The sequence below is a fragment of the Shewanella sp. AS1 genome (assembly GCF_021412565.1).
Lineage (GTDB): Bacteria > Pseudomonadota > Gammaproteobacteria > Enterobacterales > Shewanellaceae > Shewanella.
In genome coordinates this window covers 119,498-144,625 of record NZ_JAKCLJ010000005.1, presented here as the reverse complement: position 1 = coordinate 144,625, position 25,128 = coordinate 119,498, and the positions used below count along the sequence as shown (strand labels likewise).

The window sequence follows — 25,128 nt, the reverse complement described above, 5'->3', positions numbered from 1 at the left end:
ACCATGAAACTGGCAAGAAATATTCTCCTAGTCGATGACGAAGCCACCTGGCTGCGCACCTTAGGGATCACACTAAAACGCTTAGTGCCTGAGGCAGTAATCGACACCTGTGTCGATAGCCGTCAGGTACTGAACCGTTTGCAAGTGGGAGACTATGCCTTGGTGCTACTGGATCTCACCATGCCCTATCATTCGGGTGAGGAGCTGCTGGCGCAGATCCGCAGTCAGTTTCCCAATACCCGGGTACTTATTGTCACTGGGGTCAACGAGGTGGAAACCGCCGTGCGTTGTATCAAAAAAGGCGCCTATGACTATTTCATTAAGACAGATAATGTGGATGAACTGGCTCACTCGGTCAGACGCGCCCTGGAAGTTGTGGGTTTGGAGCGTAACTACCTGCATATCAAAGAGCGCTTCCTGAGCCGAACCCTGGCCAACCCCAAGGCATTTAATAATATTCTCACCTGCGAGCCTGTCCTGCTGGATCAGTTTCGCTATCTCGAAGCGGTGGCCATCAGCCCGGAGCCTCTGCTGATCTGCGGCGAACATGGCACTGGCAAACATGAGTTTGCCCGCTCCTGTCATGCCCTTTGCCGTCCCCATGCACCCTTTGTCAGCCTCAATCTAAGCAGTATTAATAGCGCCACCTTCGAGCAGAAGCTCTGCGGCCAGCTGTATCATCACAACAGTGGTCAGGTCGATGCCCTTGCTGGGTTGTTGCATCAAACTGGCGAGGGGGTACTCTATCTCAGCGATGTCGATGCCCTTAGCTTAGATGCCCAGGTTAAACTGCTGCAGATGATAGAAAGCCGCTACTACACCCCGATAGGCAGCGATACTCAGTATCCGATAATGTGTAAATTCGTGCTTTCCACCCAGAAAGATCTGCTGAAACTGCATCAAGCCGGCGAGTTTCGCAGCGATCTGCTCTACCACCTGCGCGCCCACAAGATCAAATTGCCACCTCTGGCCGAAAGACAGCTGGATATCGCCATGCTGATCAACCATTTTATCCAGCTGGCCTCCACTGAGATGGCATTACCAGCGCCGATCCAGCCCAGAGAGCTTGCGGAGCAATTACGCCACTACCCCTTCCCAGGTAACTTGCATGAACTCAAAGGCATGGTGTTCGATGCCGTCAGCCGCAGTGACGGAGTGGCGCTGAATACCTCTCCCTTTATGGAAGCGATCAACGAACACAGATCTTTGGATGACGCGCCCACGGACAGGCTCATCTTCCCCAGAGTACTGCCGACCCTAGCCGAAGTGAATCAGGCTTTAGTGGATGAAGCCATGAGTCGCACCGCCAATAACCAAACCGCAGCGGCTCAACTACTGGGGATCAGCCAAAGTGCCCTGAGTCGCCGATTGAAAAATCAGTAGCAAGAAGGGACGCCAATGCGTCCCTTCTTCTTTTCTCGCAAAGAATCAACAGCCCCTAGGCCATCCACAGCTCCACATCGCGGATAATAAAGTTACCGTTGTACACGGGATGAGGCTCACCTATGGGCTCAAGCTCGAAATAGCGTCTGTGCTCCTCGGGTAGGCCGTCAAAGCCGCAGATCACCTGATAGAGCCAGCTCTCTTTGTCCCACGCCAGCGCCTTCTGTTCATGGTACTGCAATGCCGATTGGCGCAGGCCCGAGTCGATCACCTCACAGAAATACTCGTCCACCGCCAGCTTGAGCGGGTTATCGGGGATATCGAAATCTTCTGCATCCACTAAGGCAAAGGCCTGATCCTGCTCGCGGTAGGAGAAGTCTCGCTCGGTGCGACTGATAGACTTGATGCTGGCCACCATCTCCAGCAGTTCACTCTCCTGACTTGTGTTGGTCACATCCACACTGGCGGGCGATAGCAAAGGCTCGGCGCAGTTAAACAGCACGGGCAGCTGTTTGTGGCCCACATGATCGCTCACCTGATAATCGGGATGCATATCCGTGTGTAGCAGCCATCCCTTGAGCAGACGGGTTCGTCCCTGGATCTGCCTAAAGCGCCCCAATAGTTCGAGCAGACGGCTCTGCACCACGCCCAGCTCCTGAGTACAGTCACTCAGGGTTTCCTGCAGGGTAGTGACCAGGAGTTTTCTCAGCTCGCGGATATCACCTGCTATCTCCCCAAGCTCGCTAAACTGGAACATCTCCAGGCCGTTGAGCAGTTCACTGACCTGACTCTGAGCCAGCTCATTCTCGCGGATCTTAGCATTAATAGTGCCCACATAACCGAACTCGTTATTGATGCGGCTCCAGAGCACACGGATCGAATACTTTAAGCCTTCGGCGAAGCTGTAGACCTGTTCATTGAGATCGCTAAGATAGGCCTCGCTGGCGCTATAGTCGGCGTTGTGGCGCGCCTCTTTGTAGTGATCCGCCAAGGTCTTAATGGTCGCCAGACCAGATCCAGCATTGGCATCTATCTGCCTGTTGCGCTCATCCTTTAAGGCTTCCTCTAACAGGGCGCGCACCGAGCGTTTCAGGCGCAGATCCTGTCCCGGCTCGGGGCGCCAGAGGATATCAGCCTGACGCAGCTTCTCTATCGCCTGCGCCTGCTCACCGCCCTCGCTGATGGAGCCGGACAGGTAGACATCCATCACAAGATCCGCATGGCGACCCAGCTGTTTTAGCAGAGCAACACCGGCCTGATGTAGGTTGCTGCTCATATCAGATCCCGTTGAATCGCCGTTTCCGCCTGGGCCTCCAGGCTCAGCCCCTCGGTCTCATCGATAAAGCGGATCACTTCATAGAGATAATCCAGCTTACCCGTGGCGATATAGATCTGTTTCTCCACATTGGGGCGCAGCAGGTAACCCAGCTCCACCAGTCGCTTAAACACTAACTTTATCTGGGCATCCACCTGGGGACTGGTGGAACCGAACAGGCGATAATGGCTGATCTTGGTCAGCTGCTCACGAAATGCCGGGGTATCTTCGATGCGGCTTTGTAGCTCATTGAGGCGCACCGCCGCCCCTTCCGATAGCGGCGCATCCTGGCCACTGGCCTCCTGCACCAACACCAGCCACTCCACCAGCGGGATCAGGGCGTTACAAATATCGCGAAACTGACTCGATATCACCTTGCGCTCATTCTCCCCCAGCTGCAGATAGCCGCAGAAGAAAACATCCCCCTCGCCGGCGCAGGCCACAGTGCGGTTGATCTGATTCAGATACTGCTCGACATTACCTCGCATTGTGCCGGATTTGAGCGCCCGCCAGGCCTCTTCGTTGCTGGTGCGGCAGATAAATTCGCCCCGCAGCAGGCTCTCGATAACGGCGCCCTGGCCCACTAATACGCTTTGCATTGGATCGCTCATTTACACCGCCTCCTTAGTCAATCGCTCTCTGAGCTTGTCGGCTATGGGATTCATCTGCGGCTTAACCACCTGCAGTTTCTTGGTCTGTTTATTGATGATATAGCGATTGCTAAACAGGTTCAGTACCTCGGACTCGGGGTTGGGGAATGCACCCAACACGCTGATATTGTTGTTTTCACAGGCATCGAAAATCTTCTTCACGTTACCATGGTGCAAAGTGCCCAGCTCATCGATAGGCCAGTGAATGGTGACATCGGCGCGGCCACGCAGCAGGCGAGTAAAGGCCAGCAGGAACTTACACAAAATAAGATAAGCCATACCGTGACTAGAGGACTCGTTGAGCTGACGGTCGGTGCGGATCACCAGATCGCTGTTACCCTCCTTGAGGCGCAGTTCTATCTCCAGCAGTTTGGCGATACCGCCCGTGAGTGCTGCCCGGCCGATAATGTCCAGGGCGCGGCGCATGCTGCTGGTATAGTGCTCGTCCGGCAACTCGGCGAAGCCGCCGGCCTTCCACTGCCGGAAGGCTTTAACAAACACCTCCAGCTCGGGCCAAAACTCCAGTTCGCTGATGCGCGAGCGGATTTTAACTGCCGACTCGCTGACGCCATCGAGGAACAGTTCCTCGCCCACCTCGCGAGTGATGCGGGCGCTCTGGGAGGCGATACGGCGATCGATATCCGCCAGCACATCGTAGAAAGCCGTCAAGTCGATACCAAAGTTTCGTCCCTGCTCCCGCAGCCCCATCACCACTTGCGGCACCATCACATTGAGCAGCTGCTCAAGTTGAGGCACCAGCTTACGGTAATCCAGCAGACGTATGCCTTTGTCATTGATAAAGCTGGAATCTTCACGGGCTCGCTCCCAGGTTTCCGACAGGCTGGAGCCGGATTTACTTAAGATCACCGAATCGAAATGCTCAATATACTGCTTCACCGAGCCCAGCAGTTGATCCCGTATGAGCAGCAGCTCTTCGCCTTGGCGCAGACGCTCACTCAGGCTGCCCTGCAGCTCATCGTTATTGGCAGGCAGTTTTAGCTCCGCCAGCTTACGCATCACGCTACGCAGCTTGGTCAGGTTTTCTGAAGCCTCCACCTGCACTGCGTCGGACTGCTTGCGCTCACCGTCCAACTGCTGACGTTGCTGCTTGACCTCATTGGCCTTGGCACTTAACTGCTGCTCCAGCTCGGAGGCGGCAATCTTCACCTGACTCAGCTGTGTCTGCAGCTTAGGCTTGCGGGCGAGCCAGGTATGCTGATACCAGTCATCGAAGCGCAGTACCTCGCTGCGACGCTGCTCCGCCTTGCTGATCTGCTGCTCAAGCTCGCGGATCTGCTGCTTGAGCTGAACAATTTTATCCTCATCGACGCCGCGGGATTTAAGCTCATTCTTGTACCACTGCTCGCAGGCTTTCTGCTCCTGCTTAGCCGCTTCACGGCGCTCGTTGATGGTGCTTTTCACCTGAGCGAGCTGATTGTCCAGAACGCCGACAACCTCTTGCCAGTAGGCGCTTTTCTCCATGCGTGCTTCCAGCGCCAGCTCTTTTTGCTCCTCGACCCAAACTTGGTGCTGAGATTCGAGCTGCTTAAGCTCACTCTCCAGGCGGGTCAGGGCTTTTTGCGCCTGCGCCTTGCGATCGCTGAGCGCCTTATTGATCTTCTCCTGCTCGCTGCGTTTCTCATCGAACAGGCGGCGCAGATCGTCACGGCTGTTCTTATAAGCGGTTCTGGCGAAAGTCAGTTCGCGGTTGAGTTTGTCCAGCTCACCGTTGATGGCCACCAGATTGGCTTCCGCCTGAGCCTGCAGCTCCTTGGCGGCGGCGAGCGCCTCTTCGGCCTCGCTGTAGCGGCCACGCAGCTCCTGCTCTGAGGCGGCATATTCGGGGATATCGATCGCTTTAAGATCCAGCTCAAGACCGCAGAAACTGCTGCCCTGCCCCCTGCTTCCCTGACTAAGAGCAGGATGCAGATCGCTGCGATGCAGCAGCTCGGGATTGATAAGCTTGCCGATACTGCTCTCCCAACCCTCAGCCTCTTTACGCAGGTATTCCAGCAGAGTATGGGACTGGGGATAGAGCACATGGTGCAGCTCATCGAGCACACCTTGACGTTCCAACACCCTTTGGCCCGCCTGACGCAGGGCCTCATTGGCCTGCTCCCGCTTAGCTCTGATCTTGCGCTCTTCAACGCTCAGCTTATCCAGCTTGAGGTTACACACCTCCTGCTCCTCATCGGCACGACTGATACGCTCATCGAATATCGCCAGCGCCAGTTTCTCCTCCTCTGTGTAGGTGACGTTTTTCACCTGCAGCGAAAGCTCGGCGGCGCTGAGTCTGTGCTGATACAAGTTATCCTTGTGCTTCGAGTTGCCCGCCTCTATCTGTTCGCGCCACTGCTGCTCCAGCTCGGCTAATTCGCTGCGCGCCAGGTTCTGCTGCTTATCGCGCGCCTCACGGTGTTTGTCTTGATCTTTATCCAGTTGCTCCAACTCGCGGTTGAGGTTCTCGCCTATCTTGCTGCGACGCGCGTTGTAAGCCGCCTCGATATCCTGATGCTTCTCTGTCTGCAGCTTATGGCGTTCGGTGAGGTTTTCCAGATTGCCGCGCCAGCTGGGCAGTTGCTCGAGATCTAACTTGGCCTGCTCGATATCGGCATCGAGAAAGCTGGTGTGCTGATCTTCGATGGCGTCAAGTTCATGTTCAAATTTAGCGATATCGCCCTTGGCCGCCGACAACTCCTGGTTGAGCTCATCGCGCACCTCTTTCCACTCTTCATCTAAGTTGCGAAGCTGCTGACCTAAGGATTTGGAGCGCTCTTCATGCTCCTCCTGACGGGCGATCTCATCGCTCTCATCCTTGGCATAGCCGCGCTTTAAGCCAGCCAGACGCTGCTCGGCGCTGAGCAGCTGATTGAACTCCTGTTCCAATTTTTCAAACTCGGGGCGTATCTGTTCGAACCCCTGAATCAACTGACTCTCGCGGATCCAGGCCTCCACTCGCTGAGGATTGATACGCGAGGTGGGCGGATTCACCCCGTCCTCCTCCAGAATGGCGGCGATCATCGACTTAATCGTCTCCATCTTGCCCTCTTTGGAGTGCACCGCCTTGGCCAGTTTCTCGATATGGCGCAGTGAGTGCTCGCTCTGACACAGAGAGAACTGACGGGCATAGGCACGCAGCTCGCTGCGGTTGCTGCCTGTGCTCAGCAGGGTGCGATCGTTCTGTATAATAGCGCGAAACTCGCGGGTATTAAGCAGGTTTGTGGTGGCAACCCCTTGGCGCTTCATCTCACGGCCAAAATCGGCCATGTTGTGGCATAAAATGGTGTCGTCCTGATGGGATTTGACATAATCCTCAAGCTCGAACCCCTTGGCCACAAATCGGTAATTCACCCCTTTACCGTCCCCCGCCGAGGCCAGTACAGCCTGATAAAACTGGCCATCATCGCGGCCATACTCATAGATGATATAGCTCGAATCGTGGGGCAGATACCAACGCTCGAAACTGTCACGGGTCGATGGCACCACACGGCTGGGGTATTCGCCATAGAACACGGGGATGAGGCGTTGCAGCGTGGTCTTGCCCGAGGCATTGGTACCACAAATGTTAGTGTGTCCATCGAGGGCGAGTTCGACGACACCGGGAAGGTGCGTATTTATCAGCACAATTCGATTTAAGCTTGGCATCTGTTTCCTTTCCTAACGACACGGGCAGCGCATATATTCGTGTCAAAATCCATTGAGACAAACCTGCGAAGTACAGACCTGCTAGATGGGGAATAAATAGTTTGTCCCTTAAAGTAAAACAAAGCCGTAGCCTTGGCAATCGGGGCGAGGAGTCGAGGCGTGCAGACGTTTAAAAACCGTGCTCAAGGTAGAAATTGCGGACTAAAATTCAGTTAAAAAATCGACACAGGGGCAGTATTCATCCAATAGCCAACTAACGCCATTGCATCTCAGACAGGTTAGATTTGCCCAGATTACAATCACGGCAAAGGATCTGCAGGTTATTAATATCTCGTTCCAGTTCGGGATAGAGAGAGCGGGGTTTTATATGATCCACATGCAACACCACACCCTCCTTGGGAGACTTGCCGCAGCAAGCACAGTGGTTACCATATCGCTTATAAGCTAAGTGTTTAAGATTGACCCATGCCCCGGTTTGTAGAAAGTCGATAGGCTTTTGCTCCTCGAAAGGCAGCATAGCCGCATCCTGAAACACTGCTGTCTCTATACCTGGCCCTATCAGGGTCGCCGAATAACCTAGATGTTGCTCATTGGCTTTGAGCCATTTCCAGATAGCGCGCTGCGCTCCTTTGAGGGTTTTAAAGGTTTTGGTTCGTCGATTATCGCCATCAAAAATCACTGAAAACATATTGCCGCCTTAAGCGTTCACTCAAAAGCCATCACACTAAAACGCCTGCAAAAAGATCCCGATAGCGCTAAAGAAACCCACAAACCAGGACAGAGAGCGCAGGGTGCTCTTATCCAGTAGATAGAGGATATGGTAGACAATACGCGAGACAACATAGACAAGGGCCAAAGTAGAGACAATATCATTGACCTTATCGAGCGCCATGACAGTCAAGGATGCCACGGCAAACACCAGCAGAGATTCGAATGCATTTTGATGTCCTGCAACCGCTCTGGCACCAAAGCCAGTGAGCTGCGCCTGCTGAGCGCGGGGATGGTGATTGTCATAACCGCCCAGTTTTGCCATGGCATAGGCCACAGGCCCTTTGGTGATATAGGGCAATAGTAAAGCGATCAGTAAACAGCTCAGTAGTATATTCATTCTCTTCTCCTTGGCTCATCGCCTCGATTTCACTCTATCTTATTACTTTGCAAACTTATTACCTAGCAGTATCCAAGGCATCACACACGGACTCGACGCCAAGCAGTGCCCTAGGTGATGCGCGGTGCAATAAATCTGCGTTCAGTTGATAAATGTGCTGCTGTTTCACCGCTGGGATCTCCTGCCAAACCGACCAATCCAGTCCCTTGATATTACCCTCATCTTGGCTCTGCAATATCACCTGGGGCTGTTTGAGCAGCACCGCCTCTAGACTCACCTGAGGATAGGCGTTGGCGGCATCGACAAACACGTTATCGCCATGACACACCTGGATAATTTGCTCTATCCAACTGCCTTTGGCAACCGTCATCAAGGGCGTCGACCAGAGCTGATAAAACACCTTGACCGGCGCCTTGGCTAAATTCTCCGATCTAAGCTGGGCAAGCTTTGCCAGATAAGTATCGGCGAGCGAGTCTGCCTGAACCTGTTGCCCGGTCAATTCCCCCAATGCACGCAGATCCTTGGCCACATCCTCAAGCGTCTTAGGCGAGCTGTCATAAAGCGCAAAACCAAGTTGCCTGAGCCTTGCTATCTCTTCAGGCCTATTGCCGCTCCCCCAGACCAGAATCAAATCCGGATTGAGCTCAATGATTCTCTCTATCTGAACCCCATAATTGCCGCCGACTCTGGGAATAGCCTTCGCCTGTTCGGGATAGTCGGCATAGTCTGTGGTCGCCACTATCTTATCGCCTGCCCCTATGGCAAACAACATTTCCACGGCGTGAGGCGACAGAGCGACTATCTTGCTTGCCGGTTTAAACTCGTCGGCGGCATTGGCGCCGAGACAAACCACAAATAACAAAGGAATGAGCAAAAAGCGGGGTGCGAGGAACGAGGCGCGGGGGGCGATGGCGAAGGAGCCACACTTAAGCTTTAAATTACTTATTAATCTAAACATATCCGTCCAAAAAGTATCGTTAAACTGATTTCAATCTGTTTGCCGCTGTGGCTAAGCCGTCAAGTCAGCTCAGCCCATGAGCATACTTCAGTATGTGATTGGGTGAGCTGGCATCGCTACAAACTAACCAAATTGCGTCATGAAGAGCCCAAGAGCAAGGCGCCCCACAACGAACGACGAAGACATACCTTTAGGTAGGCGAGTCGTGAGTGAGGACGCAACGCCGCTATTGGGCTCTGCAATAGCAATTTAAAAGAAATCAGTAATCGAAGCCGAGCTGGGCTTTAACTCCATCATCAAACGCATGCTTAATCGGCTGCACTTCGCTGACCGTATCTGCCAGCTCGATTATAGCTCTGTGGCAGGCGCGGCCCGTGATGATCACATGCTGCATGGGCGGTCGATTCCTCAAGGCAGTTAATACCCTTTCCAGCTCGATATAGTGATAACTCACCATATAGGTCAGCTCATCGAGCAGCAGGATATCGACCGTCTCATCCTGCAGCAGCTTTTCCGCTTCCAGCCAGGCGCTCATGGCTGCCTGGGTGTCTTTCTCCTTGTCCTGGGTTTCCCAGGTGAAACCTGTGGCCATCACATGAAACTCTACGCCCACTTTTTCCAGAACCGCTCGCTCGCCGCAGGGCCAGTTACCTTTGATAAACTGCACCACGGCCGCTTTCTTACCGTGTCCGACTGCGCGGGTGATATTGCCAAAGCCTGCTGTGGTCTTGCCCTTGCCGTTACCTGTTAATATCAGAAGCACGCCCTTCTCTATCTGCGCCTTGGCGATTTTGGCATCCACGGCCGCCTTCACTTTCTGCTGGCGCGCCTTATGCCGCTCGGCCTTGCGCCTATCACTCGATTGTTGATCTGCCATGTTTATCCTGTTTTTACTTAAATTCACCCGTTACCTAATCCATTCTTTCAGCTTATCCAGATCCAGATGTTGTTCGAGCATATCGGTCAGGCGATCCAACTGTTGTTCCCTGAGCTGACTCATCTCTATCGCACCGCTCTGAGCCATTCCTGCCCAGCTTAGCAGAAGTTCACAGGCAGGCGGCTGGTCAAAAATACCGTGAAGATAGGTGCCTAACACCCGCCCGTCATCGGAGAGGCAGCCATCAAGAATATGGTCTTTCGGCTCGATCGCGTCAGCCTGGTTGAACAGCCTAAGAAGAGGTACGCTTTCATCCAATACTCGAGAGCGGCCACAATGGATCTCATAGCCTTTCACTTCTGTCTGCGCGCCCAGAAGCCTCAGCTGCCCAGCAACCTGAGTTAACCGCTTCTTTGGCGTCAGCTCAGTGATGATAGGCAGCAAACCTAAGCCCTCACTCTCACCCGCCTCTCCTTCGACACCCTGTGTGTCGCTTATCACCTGCCCCAGCATCTGATAACCGCCGCAGATCCCCATCAGTTTACCACCATAGCGCAGGTACCTCTTGAGCCAGCTGTCCCAGCCATTGGCCAATAGGGTCGCCAAATCTTGGCGCACACTCTTGCTGCCAGGCAGGATCACAAGATCTGCCTGCAACAACTCTCGGCTTAGGCGCTCGGGCGCGCTTGTGGCATTCAGATAGGCAAAATCTATCTCAGGGTGCAGCCTCAAGGGATCGAAATCTGTGTGATTGCTGATCCTAGGCAGTAGCAGGATACGCACCTTGAATCTGGCCTGCGCCGATTTATCCGGCGCTTGACTGATGGCATCTTCGGCGTCCAGATGCAGATCCTCAAGATAGGGTAAGACCCCCAGAACCGGCTTATTGATTTTAGCTTCTAACCAGTCCAGCCCAGATTGCAGCAGAGAGATATCGCCGCGAAAACGGTTGATCACCACCCCTTTGATGCGTGCTTGCTCTGACTCGGACAACAAGGCCAGCGTGCCGACTATATGGGCGAATACGCCGCCCTTGTCGATATCGGCAATTAAGATCACCGGGCAGTCTACCGCCTCAGCAAAGCCCATATTAGCTATGTCGCCTTCGCGCAGATTGATCTCCGCCGGACTGCCCGCCCCTTCCACCATCACAAGTTGATACTGACGTTGCAAACGAGAGAGGGAATCGAGAACGGCTGTCATCGCCTTCACCCGATACCCCTGGGCATTCTTACCAAAGTATTCCTGCCCCTCCATATTAGAGAGTGCCCGCCCCTGAATGATCACCTGGGAACTGGTATCCGAGTTGGGTTTTAGCAGGATAGGATTGAAGTCTGTGTGAGGGGCAATACCACAGGCGATTGCCTGCAACGCCTGGGCGCGGCCTATCTCGCCGCCGTCACGAGTAACGGCGCTGTTTAGTGCCATGTTCTGGGGCTTAAAAGGCGCGACCGACACCCCCTGACGGGCAAAATAGCGGCACAGCCCGGCCACTAGGGTGCTCTTACCCGCATCGGATGTGGTGCCCTGCACCATTAAGATACTGGCACCTTTATTACTGTCAGCCGCTTGTTTTTCCATTATTTTTTTCGCCCTATTACGACTCAACGCCACTATTACGACTCAACATCACGATAACCTCTTTGCTTCATCTAATAAGCTTGCGCCCACTGCCCTGTGAACTTACTGCCCTGAGCACATAGGGCTTGGCGCACCTAATGCTTTGTGCACTTACCTCTTTGCGCACTCATGTCTCCCGGCGCTTACTTACGAGAATCGACAGGAAGAACACACTGCCTATCACAGCCGTGATGATCCCTATGGGTAGCTCCTGATAACTGAGCAGGCTACGGGCGAGCACATCGACCCAGATCATAAATAATCCCCCCACGACACCGGTCACCAGCAATGGAAATTGTCCCGGCAGCAAGAGACGCACCATGTGGGGGATCATCAGACCCACAAACCCTATGCCGCCGCAGTGCGCCACCACCACAGCCGTTATCAGCGAACAGAGCAGCAGCATACCCAGACGCAGCTTCTGAACATTCACCCCCAAGGTGTGAGCCGTTTCATCGCCGGCCTTCATGGCGATAATCGAGCGTTTAAACAGCAGAATAACCAGAGTCGAGAACACCAGTGTCACGACAGGCAAGGTTAAGCTGCCCCAACTGGCCTTGGCAAAGCTGCCCAAACTCCAAAACAGCAATGAGGCCGCCGCCTGGGGGCCGGAGAAATAGAGCAACAGACTGGTGAGGGCACCAAACATAAAGGAGACAGCCACCCCAGAGAGCAGCATGCGCTCAATCTGAGTGCTCATGTTGCGCCCGCACAGTGCCAGCACCAGCAGAACCGAGAGACTGGCGCCGATAAAAGCGCCCAGTGGCAGCGACAGAGACTGCGAGAGAGATAAAGAGAGTGTCTGAGCGATGGAGGAACCGGCAATCCCCACACCGCCAAACAGGGTCAGCACCAGCACAGCGCCGAAGGAGGCACCAGAGGAGATCCCAAACAGATAGGGGTCGGCCAGGGGATTGCGGGTCACAGTTTGCAGCACCATACCCGCGATAGCCAAACCGAAACCAGCGACAAAGGCCAGCAGAATACGCGGTAATCGCAGCTCAAGTAAAATGCGACTGGCTATGCTGCCACCCTCACTGCCAGGCTCGGCGCCCGACATGGCAGCAAGCAGCAGATCGACGACCTGGCTAAAGCCTATCTCGGCGGCGCCAAAACCGGCCGCCAGCAGCGGCGTTAAAAAGCTAAAGAGCAGCAGCGCGGCCAGCAGGGCAAGATAGCGGGGTGAATGCAAAACAAGCGGCGACATCACGCACTCTCTCCTTTATGATAAGGCTTATCGCTTTGCTCGTTATAACCATGCTCGTTATAACCCCTTTCGCCTTGGCCGTTATAACCATGCTCGCTATAACCATGCTCGTGATAACCATAGTAGTAACTGATCTGCGGCCGCCCATGCTGGGGATGGGGCGACACCTGACAGCAGATCCCAAATACCTGCGACAGCTGTGTTTCTGTGAGCACCTCACCAGGCGATCCTTGAGCCACTTTTTTACCCTTGTTCAGTAGCAGCAGTTGATCGCACAGAGCGCTGGCCAGATTGAGATCGTGGATAGAGATCACCACAGTCATCTGCAAACTTCGCAATAGCTCTAAGATCTGAATTTGATAGCGAATATCCAAATGATTGGTTGGCTCATCGAGGATCAGCAGTTTGGGTTGCTGCACTATGGCGCGGGCGATCAGGGCGCGCTGTTTCTCGCCGCCAGAAAGCTGCTCGAAGGCTTGATTTTGCTGCTCAGTTAATCCCACTGTCGCCAACGCCTCGGCCACCTTTGACTTATCATCCGGCGTACTAAAGGCAAAGGCCGATTTATGGGGCGTGAGTCCCAGAGCCACCAGCTGAGAGGTGGTCATATCGAAATGGTGCGGCGTGTCCTGCAGCACCACGGCTACCTGCCGGGCAAAGGCTCTGGCCGATAGCGTGTCGATCGACTGGCCAAACAGGCTTATCTCGCCGTGACTGGGCTTAAGGTAGCGATAGAGACAGCGCAGCAGAGTAGATTTTCCGGCGCCGTTGGGGCCGATAATGCCCAGCATCTGCCCTTGGGGTAGTTCGAGATGGATATCGGATAAGATAGCCCGCTCGCCTGCGTGCCAGCAGAGATCCCGCGTCGAGATGGCGCTGGATTTCGGTTCCTGAAACTGGTCCTGAAACTGGTCCTGACACAAGGTATTGGCTGGCGTACTGCCGGCTGGGAGCGAACTCCCGCATTGCTTACTCATATTAGCTCCCTCAAGTCACCCGCTTGAGTCATTAGGCTAGGGAGTAAGGCAGGTATCCTGACTCGTGAGTCCGCTAAAACAGCTTAGCGAGTCTCACACACAGTTGCGGGTACAGTTTGGGCTGAGGCGCTCGCCTTCCCAATTCCCTATTAAGTTTGAGTTCTCCGCCAATGGCGGCGCTCAGCACCTTACTCAGTTCGATTGATTTTGACACTTTTCCCGAACCTAAAACTATCCCGAGAAACGATTTACACTTAACTGCCTGGCTATTATCAAGCATTTGACTTATTAGGCAAGCCTCATCACTGTCAAGTTGGTGAATAGCCTAAGTCTGGCAGTAATCAGTCACTATAAACCCTAAGCCCGACAAACTAAGCAGAACTTATCGCCAACTTATCGGTGCAGCATAGGCCAGACTTTTACCCTGCAAGAGGCGCAAAAATCCGACTCACTCAAGTTATACTTATTGTGACTTGCCCTCGATGCAATAAGTCGCTTATTATAGACGTCTATACGTTTATACATCCAAAATAATTTCCTTCCACAAACCTGTGGCATAGGCATACGTAGCATTAGGTGACATTTATGGCGACTCAGACTCCTGTCAGACAGATATCCGCGCAGATTGAAGCTCAGCTTAAATCGCAGATTTTGATCCTCGATGGGGCGATGGGTACCATGATCCAGGAACACAAACTGGAAGAGGAGGCCTATCGCGGCGAACGCTTTAAAGATTGGCCCTGTAATGTCAAAGGCAATAACGACCTTTTGGTACTCACCCAGCCTGAGATCATCAAAGAGATTCACAAGCAATATCTGCTGGCCGGCGCCGATATTATTGAGACCAACACCTTTAACGCCACCCGCATCGCCATGGCCGACTACGAGATGGAAGATCTGTCGCGCGAGATAAACCTTGAAGGCGCGAAGCTAGCACGTCTGGCCGCCGATGAAGTCAGCCGGGAAACCGGACGCACCTGCTATGTTGCCGGGGTGCTCGGCCCCACTAACCGCACTTGCTCTATCAGCCCGGATGTGAACGACCCCGGCTATCGTAATGTCCATTTCGACCAGCTAGTGGAGGCTTACAGCGAGTCCATCGAGGCGTTAATCGAAGGCGGCGCGGATATCCTGATGGTGGAAACCATCTTCGATACCTTGAATGCTAAGGCGGCGCTGTTTGCCATCGAAACCGTATTTGAGCAGTTAGGCGCGCGCCTGCCCATCATGATCTCAGGCACAATTACCGATGCCTCCGGCCGCACCCTGACGGGGCAGACTACGGAGGCCTTCTACAACTCGCTGCGCCACGTTAAGCCGCTCTCTATCGGCCTTAACTGCGCCCTCGGACCTCAGGAGCTGACGCCCTATATAGAGGAGCTGTCGAAAATCGCCGACTGCTATGTCTCGGCCCACCCCAATGCGGGTCTGCCCAACGAGTTCGGCGGCTATGATGAGAGCCCGGCGCAGATGGCACAAGTGATAGGCGAGTGGGCCAAAGAGGGGATGCTCAATATTATCGGTGGCTGCTGCGGCACCACACCAGATCATATCCGCGTCATCCGACAAGCCGTCAGCCAATATCAGCCCCGTGAGATACCGGATCTGCCTGTGGCCTGCCGCCTCTCCGGCCTTGAGCCACTCACCATAGATGCCGACTCCCTGTTTGTGAACGTGGGTGAGCGCACTAACGTCACAGGTTCGGCCAAGTTCCTGCGCCTGATCAAAACCGGCGAATATGAAGAGGCGCTCTCTGTCGCCCGCGAACAGGTGGAAAACGGCGCGCAGATCATCGATATCAACATGGATGAAGGCATGCTGGACGGCGTGGAGGTGATGCAGAGATTCCTCAACCTTATCGCCTCCGAGCCGGATATTTCCCGGGTGCCCATCATGATCGACTCCTCTAAATGGGAGGTGATCGAGGCGGGTCTTAAATGTATTCAGGGCAAGGGCATAGTGAACTCCATCTCCCTCAAGGAGGGCGAACAGAAATTTATCGAGCAGGCCACCTTAGTGAAACGCTATGGCGCCGCAGTCATCATAATGGCGTTTGATGAAGTGGGTCAGGCCGATACCAAGGCGCGTAAAATCGAGATCTGTACCCGCGCCTATCGGGTGTTAGTAGATAAAGTGGGCTTTGCGCCAGAGGATATTATCTTCGACCCTAACATTTTTGCTATCGCCACGGGCATAGATGAACACGACAACTATGCGGTGGACTTTATCGAAGCCACTCGTGAGATCAAACGCACCCTGCCCCATGCGATGATCTCGGGCGGAGTATCCAACGTCTCCTTCTCCTTCCGCGGTAACAACCCGGTGCGCGAGGCGATCCATGCGGTATTCCTCTATCACGCCATCAAGGCGGGCATGGATATGGGCATAGTCAACGCGGGTCAGCTGGCGATTTATGATGATATCGACCCTGAGCTCAAAGAACGGGTCGAAGCCGTAGTACAGAATCTGCCCAGCACGGCCAAAAATGCCGAGGGCGAGATAATCAATAATACCGAGCAGCTGCTGGAGATCGCCGAAAAATACCGTGGCGATGGCAGTCAAGGGCCCCAAAAAGGCGAGCTGGAGTGGCGCAGCTGGGACGTACATAAACGTCTGGAACATGCGCTGGTCAAGGGCATCACCGACTATATAGACCAGGATACCGAGGAGGCGCGCCAGCAGGCCAGCAGGCCGCTGGATGTGATCGAAGGCCCGCTGATGGACGGCATGAATGTGGTGGGCGATCTGTTTGGTTCGGGCAAGATGTTTCTGCCTCAGGTGGTAAAATCGGCGCGGGTGATGAAAAAAGCCGTCGCCTATCTCAATCCTTTTATCGAACAGGAAAAAGTCGAAGGCCAGTCCAACGGCAAGATCTTGATGCTGACGGTGAAAGGCGACGTGCACGACATAGGCAAGAATATTGTCGGCGTGGTGCTAGCCTGTAACGGCTATGAGGTGATCGACCTTGGGGTCATGGTGCCAGTGGAGAAAATCATCGAAGTGGCCAAGGCGGAGAATGTCGATGTTATCGGTATGTCTGGCCTTATCACCCCGAGTCTGGATGAGATGGTGCACAACGTCAAAGCCTTCCACAAGGCAGGGCTGACTATCCCCTCTATTATCGGTGGTGCCACCTGCTCGAAAATCCATACCGCAGTGAAGATCGTCCCCCATGCCCCTAACGGCGCCATCTATATTGCCGATGCGTCCCGCGCCGTGCCTATGGTGTCGAAACTGATCAATAACGAAACTCGCCAGGCCACGATCGATGCGGCCTATGAAGAGTATCAGGTGATGCGCGACAAGCGTAACTCACAAGCCAAACGCAAGCAGATCATATCCATCGAAGCGGCGCGGGAAAATCGCTGCCAGCACGACTGGGCCAACTACACGCCTTTCGTGCCCAATAAATTGGGGCGTCAGGTGTTCGATGACTACCCGCTGGAAGATTTGGTGGAACGTATCGACTGGACACCGTTTTTCCGCAGCTGGGAGCTGCACGGCCACTTCCCGCAGATCCTCGAAGATAAAGTGGTCGGTGAAGAAGCGCGCAAGTTATATCAAGATGCCAAAATGATGTTAGAGCGCATCATAGCGGAGAAATGGCTGACGGCTAAGGCGGTGATCGGCCTGTTCCCGGCCAATACAGTCAATCACGATGATATCGAGCTCTACACAGACGAGAGTCGCAGCGAGCTTGAGATGACCACACACCATCTGCGGATGCAGATTGAACGCATGGGCAACCACAACTTCTGCCTGGCGGATTTTGTCGCACCCAAAGCATCCGGCGTCGCCGACTATATGGGCGGCTTCGCCGTCACCGCAGGCCATGGTATCGACGAGCATATCGCCCGCTTCGAGGCCAATCATGATGATTACAACGCCATCATGCTCAAATGCCTGGCCGATCGCCTGGCCGAGGCCTTCGCCGAGCGGATGCACGAGCGGGTGCGTAAGGAGTTCTGGGGTTATGCCAGCGATGAAGTCCTGGATAACGAAGCGCTTATTCGTGAGAAATACAAAGGCATTCGCCCCGCCCCCGGCTACCCAGCCTGCCCGGATCACACAGAAAAAGGTCTACTGTGGGAACTGTTAAAGCCAGATGAGACTATCGATCTTAAGATCACCGAAAGCTTCGCCATGTACCCCACAGCCGCAGTATCGGGTTGGTACTTCGCTCACCCGCAGTCACGCTACTTTGGGGTCACCAATATCGGTCGCGATCAGGTAGAGGATTACGCGGCCCGTAAAGGGATGACGGTTGCTGAAGCTGAGCGCTGGTTGGCGCCGGTGTTGGACTACGATCCTGAATAGAGAGTGACCCAGAATAGAGAGCGATCCGGAGTAATCGTCATTACTCTTTGATAGTTGGCCAAACTTTGTTTGGAATAAAGTCGTGGGTCTTCAACCCACAATAGTGAGTTCGGTCTTACGACCGAGGTAAGTCGTGGAACTCCGTTCCACACTAGGGATGCGGCCTGTCGGCCGAGAAAGTCGTGGGTTTTCAACCCACACCCGACCAAAAGGGGAAAAGCGCTTGTTCCCCTTTTGGAAATCCCTCAGCGCCCCTATCGAAGTTGTGCTTCCTCATACTCCGATAAAAATTGCCTAACGGCTCAGATGGGACATCCATGTCCCCCCGAGCCTTAGCCATCATCCATGATGGCTACACGGCATTTTCATCTACGTATTTCGGCAACTTCGATGGGGTTAGACTCAACCTCAACCTCTGTGGTTGTGGTTAGAATTCTCAAAAAATCAAATATTGACTGTACCTTTAGGTGGAACTCTTCATTTTCCCTTAAAGTTAAACATCTCAATTTGATCTCTGGATGGCGGTGGGATAATCATATTTCCAGTCGCGTATAATCGATCGAATTCTTGCTTGGCTTCTGCTTTGTGGTTTATGCACTCCACCATATGTTTTTCATTTTTAAATGATTTGCAAGATTCAGGAGTGACATAATAACTCTTCCAAGCCCGCTGGCGCTTCGAATATTCATCGGCAGCTTTTCGGCGCGTCTGGATACTTTTTTGCTCTGCGAGATATTTTTTCTTATAGGCTTCTATTTTGCGTTGTTTCTCTGCCTCTTGTTGGGCAAGTAGTTTCTGTTGAGCAAGTTGACTTTGCTGTTTCAAATAAAGATCGGCTTGATAAGCTGCATAAGAGATAACAACCAACTCCCCTACAGCGACAACCACCCCAGCAAGCAAAATACCCAATGCGATTTGAATGATTAGTTTCATGGCAAACCTAAACTCCCTTTTAAGTGCAACAATTGATCTTGCCGTTTTAGAGATTAGTCAGCACTTAGAAACATCACAAATAAATCTTCACGACAGAGTCTGAGGGTGCCAATCCCCATCGAAGTTGCCTGAGTGGCTTGCAGAAAATTCCGTGATTGAGGCATGGATGCCGAAATAGCCTCAGGTGAGCCATGGATGGCGAATATGAGGCGATAGGGATTTTCAAAAAGACACTCAGGAATAACAACTTCGTTAGGGGCGCTGAGGGATTTCCAAAAGGGGAACAAGCGCTTTTCCCCTTTTGGTCGGGTGTGGGTTGAAGACCCACGACTTTCTCGGTCGTAAGACCGAATTCAACACTGGGGATGTAACCCACCACTTTCTCGGTCGCAAGACCGAATTCAACACTGGGGATGTAACCCACCAGTTTCTCGGTCGTCAGACCGAAAAAAGCTGATCCAAAGATAGAGCAAATATTGATAAATTTACAGCCATAAAAAAGAGGAGCCTAAGCTCCTCTTTTTAAATTCGACCATTTCAGGCTTCAGCCTTAATCATCTTCTATATCTTCTTCGCCATTAATGACGCACAGGCTTTAACACGCGGCGACGCAGGAAGGCCAATGGCAATAGTGTAAGTAAACCAAAACCTAAGGCACCACCTGAACTGTCTGAGTCATCTTCCTCTGGCTCAAGCACGGGCTCAGGAGTCGCCTCTGCTTCAGGCTCTGCTTCAGGCTCTGCTTCAGCCTCAGGTTCAGGTTCAGGAGTCGGCTCAACCTCTGGCTCAGGAGCCGGTGCTGGAGGTTCAACGCCATCAGAGATAACCGTCAGCTTAAAGCTGGTACTGGCGGCATCACTGCTGTACTCGTTGTCGCGCACTGTCACAGTCACTATGGTTTCGCCGTGGAAATTCTCCTCAGGGATCAGGGTAAAATTATTGCCATTGATCTCGGCGGTGATATGCTCACCCGTCACTTCCACTGTATTAGGAACCTTATTGGCGTCGATGTAGATTACGCTCAGTCCTTCCAGTGCCGTGTTTTCATCGACCTCTTGATCGGCAATAGCCGCCAACTTAATGTTGCCATTGACGCTAACAGCATGGCTCAGGTTAATAGACTCATTACCTTCCAGATCATAATCGAGCAGGAGCTCCATAGTTGAACCTGTGGCTTCAGGCTTGACCACAGCTTTGACGTTCACTTCGATGCGGCTCTGCTCTGGACCCACATAGTCATAACAGATCACTAAATCTTCAGACAAGACTTCATCGAGATTGTCAAAACCTAACACGTTGAACAGCTGTCCACCCACAGGACCTTCAGAGTTTGACCAAGGTGCGTCGAATCCTTCGATCATCACAACCCCTCTGGCTAAATCTGCGCCTAGGTTTTTGTAGGCAAAGATCATTTCATGCATTCCTTCATGATCGTCTATACCACTGCGCAGGATAGTCTCGAAGTCGAACTCTTCACCTGTGGTTATGTCTGTCACGTTATCGAACTCGAGGAACAGCAGGTCGCCAAGATCAGGACGCTCTTCAGCGTATTGTGACGCTATGGTTAGTCCCCATGGCTCTTCCCAGTGATGGCGGTATTTCATCTCGAAATCACCACGCCAGAATGGCGCAAGCGCTTCCATCAGGAATCCAGGGCCACGATGCTGCTTCATATACCACCAGGCAGTATTAAGCTGCATCACACCAACAGTATGCATACGCAGATAACCGGCGTTTTCCTGATTATATAGCTCAAAACGGGCGCCATCTTTGTAGAACAACCACTCCATAGGTACATCGACGTTGGTATTGTAGTCACCTACTAACCAGTCTGCCTGAGGCTGAATTCTAAACTCGCCAAACAGATCGATATAACCACCGGTTGAGTACTCATCGATCAGCGGTGTATGACACATCTCGCTGGTCAGGTTAGTCGTCACCTTATAGTCACGCTTAACATCACGGGTCGATAACTGTAGGCCAGATAAGGTAAAGCCTGTCTCGTCAGCAACTATGGCCTGAGCGATAGCTTCATTGTTGGTCTGTAAGGTGGCTGGCGCTAATCGCATCCCTTCTGGCAGTTTAAGCTCGAACTTATAGTTGCGATCCTGAGACTCCATGTTAGGTGCAACGCTCAGCTTAATATCCAGAACATCCATGCTACGGGCGGTATCCTGACTTACAGTCCACTGCACCGCATCATCACCACGACGAATATCCAATGCGGTAAAGCCCAAGGTACCCTCAGCGCCTGGCATGTTACCCATGTCAAAACCACCATAGTAAACATCACCTGCCTGAGTGCCTGGAATATTCCAGTTCAGATCGAGAATATAGTCACCGTTACCATCGTGAGAGGCTGGGCCCGAAATACTCAGAAGACCGCGATCGTCATCTTCCATGATAATGGCATAACCTGTGTCAACACTCACCTTGCTAGGGCCGTTAGCATTGGCGGTGGCGATCCAGTAAGTACCGGGCATTGGGCTCTCGAGACTACAGTAGTTATCCTCAGCCGGACTGGTTGATAGACAAATCAGCTCGCCTTGATACTCATCGGCGATCAGGTTAGTGTCCTCAGTGCCTTCGGGGACAAATGTGCCGTTACCATTCTCGTCATAACCCACCATGATATAAGGATGAGGCTTAGTATAACGCGGGATCAGGTTCTCTTCTGTTGAGAGCGACTCTACCTGCTGCACTGCCACAACCAAACGCTTGGTACCTTCTGGAATGGTAATGGCACGCACATCCCAACCCATCTGGATATTCGCTAAATTCAGGAAAGGCGATACGGTTTCCAACGTGCTGTTAAACACTTCTGGCTTGATAGGGCCGTAGAAACGCGGCGTCAACTGACTATAAGCATCAGTGTTGACCTGCAGGGTTTCAGTTCCCTGATCACGGGTGATCTCAAAGCGATGTGAAACCGGCAGTTGATCGGCTTTAGCCGCCACGACTATCGGCATATGTACATCAGGCGCATTCCCGTTCACTTCTTTCAGGTTAACCTGACCGTTGAAGAACACATCCTTGTTTTCCACACTCGTCCAGACACCGTTATCATCGACAGGAACAGTCGGCGTTTCGATCATGCTTGGATTGATTGCAGTAATTATGATGCTTTGTGACTCACCGGCTTTTAGGCTGAATTGGGCGGGTGAAACAGAAACTTCAAAGCCTTCCTCTTTACCTACACCTTCGACCGTCCAGCTACCATCACGGGTCGCTTTAACGGTACGCATCCAGCTGCAACTGCCTTCACAATTCATTTCAACCATAGAAGGTAGGTTGAGCCAATTAACTAAACCACCATTGGTTGGATCGGCATTACGGTAGTTATCTATGGTTTCGTCCATGATAAGTCCGGTATCTGCCGCACGGGCGACGTTTATCGCACCGGCACCCGCCATAAAGTTGTAGTAAGGCTCAATCAATGGGAACTCTGAATAACCCGTATTGAGCATCACCTGACCAGCAGTCAGCATCAGTGCCGATTGAATCTCAGCTGGTGTCCAATCAGGATGCAGCTGAGTCAACAAGGCCATAGCACCTGTCACATGAGGCGCCGCCATCGAGGTGCCGCTCATAAAGGTCCAATCCGATGCGGCAGGCATAGCGGTAAAGGGCTGATCATCGGCGTTGGCCGCATAGATATCCACACCAGGCGCGGTCAGATCAGGCACTAAGGTGTTGTTGGTTTTACTGGGGCCCATTGAGCTGAAATACGCTAGGTTATTAGCCAGTTCAGGATCAAATCGGTAATCATTGGTAAATTCAGAAATCGTCGCACGTGCCGCAGCACCATTACTATTGACCCAGTTTTTCAGTGAATAACGATTCGATGAGCTAACGTGAATACCTGGAATAACGAAGTTGTCTGCAGCCAGATCATCCGCTCGCCAATCCACGTTTTGTAAGATGATGCCACCAGCTCCACCCGCAGCCACGTTTTTCGCCTTATCAACACGGGCTATATCACCACGTTCACAAATCACGATTTGATCACTGGTAAAGGTATCCGCAGGGAAAGGTGCGTTACACTTAGCGGCAGGGTAGGTATCGGTAAGATCGGGATCGGCATAATTTTCTGCCAAAACCACCTGACCGTTAATGCCACCAGAGAAACCCATACCGTCAATCGTCTGAGAATAAGGTGTCGCCACCCCTTCAAACTCGCCTAAGGTTTTCTTACCAGCCTCGAGAACACGATCATGAGAGCTAGCGCCCACTGTGGTGACCCAAGGTGAACTGTGATCGGCGGTCCAATAGTCACCATTGTTACCCGCTGCTGCCGCAACCGAGATACCGGCTTCACGAGCGGCTAAGAAGGCCAATTCCATCGGGTCTCCCCAAGGCAGATCTTCGGCACCACCAATAGAGAAGTTAATCGCATCGACACCATCGGCAATGGCATCTTCAAATGCCGATAAAATGGCTGTTTCTGGACAACCCGCATAAGGATCGCCCTGAACGCCAGGCCAACAAACCTGGTAGGAGATGATATGGGCGCGCGGCGCAACACCACTGGTCTGAGGGAAATTAAAAGGCACATTGACGCCATCGCTGGTCGCTTGACCATCAAAAGTCTGTAGCGGGGTATCTTTAATTAAATTACCCGCTGCCGTACTGGCAGTATGTGAACCGTGACCGTTATAGTCTTCACCGTTAGCTGGACGTATCATCTCGCGGCGATAAGAGGTTTGAAACTCATCTGCATCATAAACACCGGTGATCTCGGGATAGGAGTAAACCCCAATCAACTTGTTATTACACAGTTCAGGGGACTCAACACAATCCCCGCGGAAATTGCCCGCGTTAAATGGGTTTGCGTTCGCGTACTCCTCATCGTCGGCGAAGGCGATATGATCGGTATTCACACCAGTATCGATAATACCGACAACCATACCTTCCCCTTTCGCTGCTAGGCTATTGCTGGCTGAAGCTGTGCCCTGCCAAACCTTGTCGGCACCGATAAATTCAGGGCCCCGGTCGGTACGCAATTTAAACACCCGGCTTGGACTGATGCGCTTGACTCCTCTTTGATGCGACATCTTGATCGCATCATCCTGAGTCATCTCAACCACCATAGCATTGCTGGCGACAGTAAATTGTTTGCCCACTTTTAGCGTCGCCCCGGCCTGTCGAACGTTAGCAATAAACTTATCTTGTTTGGCTAACAGGTAGCTCTTATAGGATTGTGCCGAGACAGTATTAACACTGACACGCCCCTTAGCGATCACAGAGCGGTTTTTCGGTGCTTTAGTCGCAGAATAACCTGGAATATCACCAGCATAAGTCGCTAACGGCTCGGCATCTAACTGAACAATATAGGTTTGAACACCCGATGCATTAGCCCTAGGCTGGAAAATTTCCTCTGGTGTGCGTGCCTTCATTACCCGGTTAACCTGACCCGGCTGACCAAGGAAGATATCCCCCTTTAGCTCTTGCTTACGAGCATCATTAACAAGCTGAATATCTGCGGCTGTAAAAGTAGGCGTATAAAAACTGCTGCCTGGCACTTTCTCCATACCGGGAGAGGCCGAGGCAACAGAGCAAACACCGCCGATATAGAGCGCTGTCAAGCTCGCTATCGCACTGTGTTTAAAGATATGTAAGGTATTCATTAAAATTCCTTCTAATTCAACAATTGCTAATATATTTTTTATTTTTCATTAACTTACAGAGCGCGCTAGATATATCAAAATTAATTAACAAAAACTATACACTTAATTAACATTGCAGTTTGTTTACAATCGAATTCAGCAAGATTGCTTACTTAGCATCGGTGACAAAGTCGGGTAAGAAAACGGCAGCGCCAATGTCAAAACACAGGCTAAAAGCCGCATGTAGCGAAAGTAGGAAAAGTGAAAATAAACTGGCTGGCTTAATAAATGAGAGCGAACTTTAAAGTGTAACAACATGTAACTTTACACTAATTGTATAGCTAAGTTTACGACAATAAATTGATTACATTTCAAACTGTTACGATATTTAATTCTTTGCTTTCCCACATTTTAAAGTCACTAAAACTGGTCACGTAGTAAAGGTGGGGATATATTCTTTTTTAATTATGATTCACAGTACAAACAAGAAGATTGCTGAAAATTAATCTCATGCAGCCGCTCTATTCAACCC

At 52.3% G+C, this 25,128-nt stretch carries 14 protein-coding genes and 1 riboswitch; of the genes, 2 read left to right on the top strand and 12 right to left on the bottom strand.

Translation table 11 applies throughout. The features are described 5' to 3' along the window. Positions 1-3: 3 nt before the first annotated feature. Positions 4-1,383 carry a sigma-54-dependent transcriptional regulator gene (locus tag LZP69_RS09195; protein ID WP_234200041.1) on the top strand — a complete coding sequence of 460 codons (1,380 nt, stop codon included), beginning with the start codon at positions 4-6 and terminating at the stop codon, positions 1,381-1,383. A gap of 55 nt (positions 1,384-1,438) precedes the next feature. Here LZP69_RS09195 and LZP69_RS09190 read toward each other — a convergent pair whose 3' ends face one another. The 10 genes from LZP69_RS09190 to LZP69_RS09145 all read right to left on the bottom strand — a co-directional run bounded on the left by LZP69_RS09190 (position 1,439) and on the right by LZP69_RS09145 (position 13,740). Next, entirely contained in the window at positions 1,439-2,659 is a 1,221-nt protein-coding gene (locus LZP69_RS09190) for a phosphoenolpyruvate carboxylase (RefSeq protein WP_234200040.1), read from the bottom strand. Continuing rightward, on the bottom strand, positions 2,656-3,309 hold the full coding sequence (locus LZP69_RS09185; protein WP_234200039.1) for a hypothetical protein: 654 nt from the start codon (positions 3,307-3,309) through the stop codon (positions 2,656-2,658). Before LZP69_RS09185 ends, LZP69_RS09190 begins: the two co-directional genes overlap by 4 nt. After that, positions 3,310-6,993 (bottom strand): ATP-binding protein, encoded by a 3,684-nt coding sequence (locus tag LZP69_RS09180; RefSeq protein ID WP_234200038.1) that lies wholly within the window; start codon positions 6,991-6,993, stop codon positions 3,310-3,312. A 253-nt stretch (positions 6,994-7,246) separates the two neighbouring features. Continuing rightward, positions 7,247-7,681: an HNH endonuclease gene (locus LZP69_RS09175; RefSeq protein ID WP_234200037.1), complete on the bottom strand. Its 435-nt coding sequence runs from the start codon at positions 7,679-7,681 to the stop codon at positions 7,247-7,249. Between the two features lie 36 nt (positions 7,682-7,717). Beyond that, a complete protein-coding gene (locus tag LZP69_RS09170; protein ID WP_234200036.1) occupies positions 7,718-8,101 on the bottom strand; it encodes an MAPEG family protein in 384 nt (127 codons plus the stop codon). A gap of 58 nt (positions 8,102-8,159) precedes the next feature. Next, positions 8,160-9,059 carry a cobalamin-binding protein gene (locus LZP69_RS09165; protein WP_267962058.1) on the bottom strand — a complete coding sequence of 300 codons (900 nt, stop codon included), beginning with the start codon at positions 9,057-9,059 and terminating at the stop codon, positions 8,160-8,162. A gap of 259 nt (positions 9,060-9,318) precedes the next feature. Further along, positions 9,319-9,936 (bottom strand): cob(I)yrinic acid a,c-diamide adenosyltransferase, encoded by a 618-nt coding sequence (cobO, locus tag LZP69_RS09160; protein WP_234200034.1) that lies wholly within the window; start codon positions 9,934-9,936, stop codon positions 9,319-9,321. Between the two features lie 30 nt (positions 9,937-9,966). Continuing rightward, positions 9,967-11,517 (bottom strand): cobyric acid synthase, encoded by a 1,551-nt coding sequence (locus tag LZP69_RS09155; protein WP_234200033.1) that lies wholly within the window; start codon positions 11,515-11,517, stop codon positions 9,967-9,969. A 166-nt stretch (positions 11,518-11,683) separates the two neighbouring features. Then, positions 11,684-12,763: a FecCD family ABC transporter permease gene (locus tag LZP69_RS09150; protein WP_234200032.1), complete on the bottom strand. Its 1,080-nt coding sequence runs from the start codon at positions 12,761-12,763 to the stop codon at positions 11,684-11,686. After that, the gene (locus LZP69_RS09145; RefSeq protein WP_234200030.1) at positions 12,763-13,740 is read right to left on the bottom strand and encodes an ABC transporter ATP-binding protein; all 978 of its coding nucleotides are present in this window, start codon (positions 13,738-13,740) and stop codon (positions 12,763-12,765) included. The genes LZP69_RS09150 and LZP69_RS09145 overlap by 1 nt, the downstream gene beginning before the upstream one ends. A 30-nt stretch (positions 13,741-13,770) precedes the next feature. After that, a riboswitch (cobalamin riboswitch) is annotated at positions 13,771-13,946 on the bottom strand. Between the two features lie 379 nt (positions 13,947-14,325). Between LZP69_RS09145 and metH the strand changes: the two genes are divergently transcribed. Continuing rightward, positions 14,326-18,057 carry a methionine synthase gene (metH, locus tag LZP69_RS09140; protein ID WP_234200028.1) on the top strand — a complete coding sequence of 1,244 codons (3,732 nt, stop codon included), beginning with the start codon at positions 14,326-14,328 and terminating at the stop codon, positions 18,055-18,057. Positions 18,058-18,534: 477 nt separating this feature from the next. Here the strand turns inward: metH and LZP69_RS09135 are convergent, their stop codons facing one another. Further along, complete coding sequence (locus LZP69_RS09135) at positions 18,535-18,990, bottom strand: hypothetical protein (protein WP_234200027.1); 456 nt, start codon at positions 18,988-18,990, stop codon at positions 18,535-18,537. A gap of 578 nt (positions 18,991-19,568) precedes the next feature. Then, on the bottom strand, positions 19,569-24,617 hold the full coding sequence (locus LZP69_RS09130) for a S8 family serine peptidase (RefSeq protein WP_234200026.1): 5,049 nt from the start codon (positions 24,615-24,617) through the stop codon (positions 19,569-19,571). Positions 24,618-25,128 lie beyond the last annotated feature (511 nt).